Source organism: Micromonospora sp. NPDC051296, from assembly GCF_040682255.1.
Lineage (GTDB): Bacteria > Actinomycetota > Actinomycetes > Mycobacteriales > Micromonosporaceae > Micromonospora > Micromonospora craterilacus.
The window spans coordinates 1-7235 of the sequence record NZ_JBFBAO010000355.1 but is presented as its reverse complement, the minus strand read 5'-3'; the positions used below and the strand labels follow the sequence as shown (position 1 = coordinate 7235).

The window sequence follows — 7235 nt, the reverse complement described above, 5'->3', positions numbered from 1 at the left end:
TGGCCGTCGAGGTGCGCGGGAAGATGCCAGTAGCCGACGATCTGCCGGTCCGGCACCACGATCGCGGGGTGACCGGCGTCGAGGGCAGCGGCCAACGCGGCCTGGGCCTTCTTCGCCCCGCCCGTGCGCTCCACCCGGAACGGCACGCCGAGCCGGGTCAGCGTCGCGTCGGTCCAGTCCAGGTAGTTCCACCGGTGCCGGAAACCGAGCGTCAGCACAGCGGTGTCGTACGCCGCGAACTCCCACAGGATGTAACCGGCACCGAGACCACCGCCGACGCCGAGGACCATCGCCTCGGAGATCTCGCGCCCGTGGTGGTGCAGGAGGTTGGCGATGTTGGCGGCCTCGGGGTGCACGCCGCCGCGCAGCGCATACCCATGGTCGGTCTGCTCGCGGCTGGTGCCCACGATGTGCCGGCGGGCTTCGGCGTAGCGCTCGCCGGTCCGGGCCATCCGGGCGCGGATGCGGGCCTTGAGATGCTTGTCGCTGGTCATGATGTCCTCGTCTGCGGCGCGTCGACCCGCCCGACCCACGCTCGCGACGGTTTCGACGGCCAACAGGTGGACACGCGTAACCAGTCCGGTGCTCCCCCGAGGCCGTGAAACCCCTTGCCTCCGCGACGCCCGGCGGCGTGGGTGCCGGGTCTGGAGGTCAGGCGCGGAGGCGCGCCCCGACACACCCTACCGCGTCCCCCCGCAGCCGCCAGATGCCGCACTTCGCGGCCGACCAAGAGATCTTGGTACGAAACAGCCCTTCACGGGGCCGGTTCGCACCAAGATCTCCTCGTACTCGGCCCGCAACTCGGTGCGCCGGGTGCGGCAGGGCCACGGCCCGCCGCAGCCACCGCAGACCCACTGTTCGGCGTGTCAAGACAGCGGGTACACCAGATCACCCGCAGGCCCGGCTTCCCTGAGCCGATCGCCCGCTTGATCGGGACAACCATCTGGGACGCGGACGAGGTGGACGAGTGGGCCCGTCACAACCGCCCCGCCCCGCCCGACTGACGGCGACGAGGACCAGTAGCGACCTCGCGATCGTTCCCACCACAGCCCCTGAGTCGCCGCACCTACGCTCCGGGCGTCGGCCGCTACGTTGCGGGCATGGACTGCTACGTATGCCGTAACAACGACCAGTTCAACAGTCTCCCGCCGCGCGAACGCGTTGCCGCCGACGCGCACTGGCGGGTGGCGCACGCGTTCGACAGTACGGTGGCCGGCTGGCTGATACTCGTCCCGCGGCGGCACGTCACCTCGATCGCCGAATTGACCGACGTCGAGGCGGCGAGCCTCGGCACCTGGCAGGTTCAGCTGTCCCGGGCGCTGGCCATCGTCACCGGCTGCGTGAAGACCTACGTCATGCAGTACGCCGAGCGCGACGGGTTCGGGCACGTCCACTTCCACGTGGTACCGCGCATGCCCGACATCCCCCACGACCGGCGAGGCCCGCGCGTCTTTGCCTACCTCGACGCCCCGCCCGACCAGCGCATCCCCGAGTCCCGACTGGACGCCTTCGCCGCCGAGCTACAGAACCACCTGAGCCGGGGCTCAGGCATGGCCACCGCAACCGCCACGAAAGGCGCAGGTCTGTCCGAAGCATGAAGGCGGCAAGCCACCCCAAGATCCAGTTCGAGGGCTGCGCCGGACGGGACGAGCCCCGGGCGGTGATCCGCCCGGGGCTCGTCGCGTACTCGTGAATCAGCTGCAGCCGCTGGTGGAGCCGCAGCCTTCGCAGACGTAGCAGCTACCGGCCGGGCGCATCTTCGTACCGCAGGTGAAGCAGAGCGGCGCGTCGGCGCCCTTGCCGATCACGGCCTCCAGCAGTTCGGTGCTGGAACCGACGGACGGCGCCGGCTTGACGGCGGCGACGTCGGCCAGCTCAAGGGCCGGCTGGACGACCGCGCCGACCTTCGGCTCCTCCGGCCTGATCTCCACCGGGGCGGAGGAGGCCATCGCGGTGAGGTCCGCGGCGTTCGCCTCGGCCTCGGCCTCGGCCTGGAGCTGGGCGGCCCGCTCCTTGGCGGTGAAGATGCCCAGCTCGGCACGGCGCTCGTAGGGCAGGAAGTCCAGCGCCAGGCGACGGAAGATGTAGTCCATCACCGAGGCGGCCATCCGCACGTCCGGGTCGTCGGTCATGCCGGCCGGCTCGAAGCGCATGTTGGTGAACTTGCTGACGTACGTCTCCAGCGGGACGCCGTACTGCAGGCCGATGGAGATGGCCACCGAGAAGGCGTCCATCACGCCGGCCAGGGTGGAGCCCTGCTTCGACATCTTGAGGAAGACCTCGCCGAGGCCGTCGTCCGGGTAGGACGAGGCGGTGAGGTAGCCCTCGGCGCCGCCGACCGAGAAGGAGATGGTCTCCGACGGGCGCTTCTTCGGCAGCCGCTTGCGCACCGGGCGGTACTCGACGACCTTCTCCACCACCGGCTCGACGGCCGTGGTGGTCGCCTCCGGCTCGGCGGTCTTCTTCTTCGCCGCCGAGAGCGGCTGGCCGACCTTGCAGTTGTCCCGGTAGATCGCCAACGCCTTGAGGCCGAACTTCCAGCCCTCGAAGTAGATCTTCTCGACGTCCTCGACGGTGGCCTGCTCCGGCATGTTGACCGTCTTGGAGATGGCGCCGGAGATGAACGGCTGGACCGCCGCCATCATCCGGACGTGGCCCATCGGCGCGATGGACCGCTCGCCCATGGCGCAGTCGAAGACCGGGTAGTGCTCCGGCTTGAGGCCGGGGGCGTCCACCACGTGGCCGTGGTCGGCGATGTGCTCGACGATCGCCTCGACCTGCTCCTCGGGGTAGCCGAGGCTGCGCAGGGCGCGCGGCACGGTCTGGTTGACGATCTGCATCGAGCCGCCGCCGACCAGCTTCTTGAACTTGACCAGCGCCAGGTCCGGCTCGACGCCGGTGGTGTCGCAGTCCATCATCAGGCCGATGGTGCCGGTCGGCGCGAGCACGCTGGCCTGCGAGTTGCGCCAGCCGTTCTTCTCACCGATCTTGTTGCCCTGGGTCCACTGCTTCGTCGCCTCGCGGACCACGGCGGTGGCCACCGTGCCGGTGGGCTTGATCTGGTCGTTCGCGGCGGCGTGCTTGCGCATGACCCGCTTGTGCGGCTCGGCGTTGCGGGCGTAGCCGTCGTACGCGCCGACGATGCCGGCCAGCTCGGCGGAGCGGCGGTACGCCGTGCCGGTCATCAGCGAGGTGATCGCGGCGGCGACCGAGCGCCCCTGGTCCGAGTCGTACGGCAGGCCGGAGGCCATCAGCAGGGCGCCGAGGTTGGCGTACCCGATGCCGAGCTGCCGATACGCACGGGTGGTCTCGCCGATCTTCTCGGTCGGGAAGTCGGCGAAGCAGATCGAGATGTCCATCGCGGTGATGACCAGCTCGACGCTCTTGACGAACTTCTCCACCTCGAAGCCCCCGTCGGCGCGGAGGAACTTCATCAGGTTCAGCGAGGCCAGGTTGCACGAGGAGTTGTCCAGGTGCAGGTACTCCGAGCACGGGTTCGACGCGGTGATCCGGCCGGTCTCCGGGCAGGTGTGCCAGTCGTTGATGGTGTCGTCGTATTGCAGGCCGGGGTCGGCGCACTCCCAGGCGGCCTGGGAGATGGTGCGGAACAGCTGCTTCGCGTCGACGGTCTCGATGGTCTGCCCGTCGAGCCGGCCGCGCAGGTCGAAGCCGCCGCCGTTCTCCACCGCGGTCATGAATTCGTCGGAGACCCGGACCGAGTTGTTGGCGTTCTGGTACTGCACGCTGACGATGTCGGCGCCGCCGAGGTCCATGTCGAAGCCGGCGTCGCGCAGCGCGCGGATCTTGTCCTCCTCGCGCGCCTTGGTGACCACGAACTCCTCGATGTCCGGGTGGTCCACGTCGAGGATGACCATCTTGGCCGCACGCCGGGTGGCGCCACCGGACTTGATGGTGCCGGCGGAGGCGTCCGCGCCGCGCATGAAGCTGACCGGGCCGGAGGCAGTGCCGCCGGAGGAGAGCAGCTCCTTGGAGGAGCGGATCCGGGACAGGTTGGCGCCGGAGCCGGAGCCGCCCTGGAAGATCAGCCCCTCCTCCTTGTACCAGTCGAGGATGGAGTCCATCGAGTCGTCGACGGCGAGGATGAAGCAGGCGCTGACCTGCTGCGGCGACGACGTACCGACGTTGAACCAGACCGGCGAGTTGAAGCTGAACACCTGGTGCAGCAGCATCCAGGTCAGCTCGTGGGCGAAGACCTCGGCGTCGGCCGGGTTGGCGAAGTAGCCGTACTCCTCACCAGCGGTGCGGTAGGTGGTGACCACCCGGTCGATCAACTGCTTGAGCGACCACTCCCGCTCCGGGGTGCCCACCGCGCCCCGGAAGTACTTGGTGGTCACGATGTTGGCCGCGTTGACGCTCCAGCTCTGCGGGAACTCCACGCCGCGCTGCTCGAAGTTGATCGAGCCGTCCCGCCAGTTGGTCATCACGACGTCGCGGCGCTCCCACACGACCTCGTCGTACGGGTGCACCCCCTCGGTGGTCCAGACCCGCTCCACCTTCAGGCCCGCGCCCGCCTTGCTCCGTGACCTGCTTGTTGTCACACCGTCCCCCGGCATCTCATCCGCCCCCTCGTCCACGCGGGCCCCCCGCGCGATCCGACTGTCACTACTGCTCGAAGAAAAGTTCACTGCGCGGGGCCGGCGGCGCTGGCCGCCTCGACCCCGGCGCCCTCCCGGGCGCGCGCGGCGGCCCGCAGCGTCTCGATCTCCCGCTCGAAGTCGGCGAGCGAGTCGAACGATCGGTAGACGCTGGCGAACCGCAGGTAGGCGACCTCGTCCAGGTCCCGTAGGGGACCCAGGATGGCCAGCCCCACCTCGTGGCTGGGGATCTCGGCGGCCCCCTTGGCCCGGATGGTCTCCTCGACCCGCTGCGCCAGCAGCGCGATCGAGTCTTCGTCAACCGGCCGGCCCTGGCACGCCTTGCGCACCCCGCCGATGATCTTCGTACGGCTGAACGGCTCGGTCACCCCGCTGCGTTTGACGACGGCGAGCACCGCCTCCTCGACGGTGGTGAACCGTTTGCCACACTCCGGGCAGGCCCGCCGCCGACGGATCAGCTGGCCGTCGTCGGCCTCCCGCGAGTCGACCACGCGGGAGTCGGCGTGCCGGCAGTACGGACACCGCATCGCCCGACCTCCTTGATCGACCATGGGTACACTTCGGCCGCATCCGGGCACGCCTCAGGACAGCGGAACCATCCCCGCAGGATGGCCGCCGGGTCAGCGGTATCGAAGTGCGGTCGGTAGTCGAACCCAACCTATAGGCGACTTACGCCCGTGTGACTACTACATCTAGGGGTCGACCGTATGCCGCCGACGATCCGCGGTCAAGTTGGCCGGCGTGTCCGGCGCGTCACCCGACAGCCCACCCGCTCCCCCCTTCCGGCGCAACCCGAGAGCCCAACGCGGACCGGTGGCGCCGGTTACCGCCCGGCCGGACGGGATCTCCGCCGATCCGGACGGGGTCGAACACCCGTTCGACCCGACGTACCATTTATCAGAACGGGCGTACGACTGTCGCGGTTTTTCGCGCCGACACGCGGAGAGATGTCGTACAGATGTTTGAAAATGACCGATCTCACCTATACGGTCATCAACAGCCGGAGGTGACCATGGTCGCCCCACCGGCCGGTAGACCACCGCGCGCACCACGAGCCGCCAAGGCACCCAGCGCCGACCAGGGAGGACGGACGTGACCGAGGACCGGGCCAACCGGCCGCAGAGCCCGCAGCAGAGCACCGAGGCGGGCCCACCGGCCGCCCGACGCCGAAGCGTCACCCGCACCCGGGCCGGGCAGCCCGCCGTGCGCCCCGTGACCCCGGTGGTCAGCTCCTTCCCCGATCCGGCGGCGGTCGACCTGACCGCCCGCCAGCGGCGCATCCTCGACTTCATCCGGACCTGGGTGGAGCGGCACGGCTACCCGCCGAGCGTGCGCGAGATCGGCGAGGCGGTCGGTCTGGTCTCCCCGTCCAGCGTCGCCTACCAGCTCAAGGAGCTGGAGAAGAAGGGCTTCCTGCGGCGCGACCCGAACCGGCCCCGGGCGGTGGACGTCCGCTCCCCCAGCGACGTCGACGACGAGCTGACCCGCTCGCAGCGCCCCACGCCCGCGTACGTGCCGATGCTCGGCCGCATCGCCGCCGGTGGGCCGATCCTCGCCGAGCAGTCGATGGAGGACGTCTTCCCGCTGCCCCGCGAGCTGGTCGGTGAGGGCGAGGTGTTCATGCTCCAGGTCAAGGGCGACTCGATGCTCGACGCGGCGATCTGCGACGGCGACTGGGTGGTAGTCCGGCAGCAGCCGACCGCCGACTCCGGCGAGATCGTCGCCGCCATGCTCGACGGCGAGGCGACCGTGAAGACCTACCGCCGGCGGGACGGTCACGTCTGGCTGATGCCGCAGAACCCGGCCTTCGACCCGATCCCCGGCGACGACGCCACCATCATGGGCCGGGTCGTCGCCGTACTGCGCCGGATCTGACCCCGGATCACGACCGGTGCTGACCCCCGGTCAGTACCGGTCGCCCCGGTAGCCGTAGTTGCCGCCGGGCGCCTGGCCGTACGGCTCGGTGCCGTCCTCCCGGTAACGACCGGAACGCCGGCCCCGGTAATCGGGCTCGGGCGGCCCACCCCGCCGTGGCGGCTCGGCGCGGCCTCCGCCGCCACCGGGCGGTCCCCCGGCACGGCCACCACCACCGCCGCCGTAAACACCGCCACCCCCACCGCCGGCGTGCCCGCCGCCCGTCGGCCGGCCACCACCGGGCCGCCCGTAGACCGGGGCGCCCTCGCCGCCGGGCCGGCCACCGCCGCCGTAGACGCCACCGCCGCCCTGGCCCGGGCGGGCACCGTTCCCGCCGCCACCCTGGCCCGGGTAGCCATTGTTCCCGCCGCCGCCCGACCGGCCCCCGTACACCGGTCCCGGTCGCGCCCCGCCGGGCCCCTCACCGTTCGGCGACCCGCCGTAGACGCCGCCAGCCTGCGCACCGCCATACACCCCGCCCCCGGGGCGGTCCTGCGACGAGCCGAACCCGTCGTCCTTACCGCCCGACCCGGGGCCGTCGTCGTCACCGTCGCGGTCCTTGCCGGCCGGCGCCGGCCGCTTGCGCGACCGCAGGATCCCGAAGATGCCCGCGCCGACCAACAGCGCGCCGAGCACACCGACCGTGGCGATCAGGTAGGTGATGTCGTTCAGGGTCAACCCGTCCATCCACGACCCGCCGGCCGC

General features: G+C 70.7%; 5 protein-coding genes and 1 pseudogene. 2 read left to right on the top strand and 4 right to left on the bottom strand.

The features are described 5' to 3' along the window. The coding region (locus AB0M52_RS27680) for a BtrH N-terminal domain-containing protein (RefSeq protein WP_363959564.1) at positions 1 to 494 on the bottom strand (494 nt) is incomplete at its 3' end. Between the two features lie 606 nt (positions 495 to 1100). On the opposite strand from AB0M52_RS27680, the gene AB0M52_RS27675 reads away from it, so the two are divergent. Continuing rightward, complete coding sequence (locus tag AB0M52_RS27675; RefSeq protein ID WP_363959561.1) at positions 1101 to 1598, top strand: HIT family protein; 498 nt, start codon at positions 1101 to 1103, stop codon at positions 1596 to 1598. A 96-nt stretch (positions 1599 to 1694) separates the two neighbouring features. Here the strand turns inward: AB0M52_RS27675 and AB0M52_RS27670 are convergent, their stop codons facing one another. Both AB0M52_RS27670 and nrdR read right to left on the bottom strand, forming a co-directional pair. Continuing rightward, positions 1695 to 4574, bottom strand: a complete 2880-nt coding sequence (locus AB0M52_RS27670; protein ID WP_363959558.1) for a vitamin B12-dependent ribonucleotide reductase — start codon at positions 4572 to 4574, stop codon at positions 1695 to 1697. Positions 4575 to 4642: 68 nt separating this feature from the next. Then, positions 4643 to 5143 carry a transcriptional regulator NrdR gene (nrdR, locus tag AB0M52_RS27665; RefSeq protein ID WP_363959555.1) on the bottom strand — a complete coding sequence of 167 codons (501 nt, stop codon included), beginning with the start codon at positions 5141 to 5143 and terminating at the stop codon, positions 4643 to 4645. A 565-nt stretch (positions 5144 to 5708) separates the two neighbouring features. Between nrdR and lexA the strand changes: the two genes are divergently transcribed. Then, the gene (gene lexA / locus AB0M52_RS27660; RefSeq protein WP_363959552.1) at positions 5709 to 6491 is read left to right on the top strand and encodes a transcriptional repressor LexA; all 783 of its coding nucleotides are present in this window, start codon (positions 5709 to 5711) and stop codon (positions 6489 to 6491) included. A 30-nt stretch (positions 6492 to 6521) separates the two neighbouring features. Here the strand turns inward: lexA and AB0M52_RS27655 are convergent. Continuing rightward, positions 6522 to 7235, bottom strand: a pseudogene (locus tag AB0M52_RS27655) (hypothetical protein); the annotation flags it as partial.

Bases quoted from the DNA above. Each gene is read 5' to 3' on its own strand.
- AB0M52_RS27675 (WP_363959561.1), top strand. From the start codon at position 1,101: ATGGACTGCTACGTATGCCGTAACAACGACCAGTTCAACAGTCTCCCG.
- AB0M52_RS27670 (WP_363959558.1), bottom strand. From the start codon at position 4,574: ATGCCGGGGGACGGTGTGACAACAAGCAGGTCACGGAGCAAGGCGGGC.
- nrdR (WP_363959555.1), bottom strand. From the start codon at position 5,143: ATGCGGTGTCCGTACTGCCGGCACGCCGACTCCCGCGTGGTCGACTCG.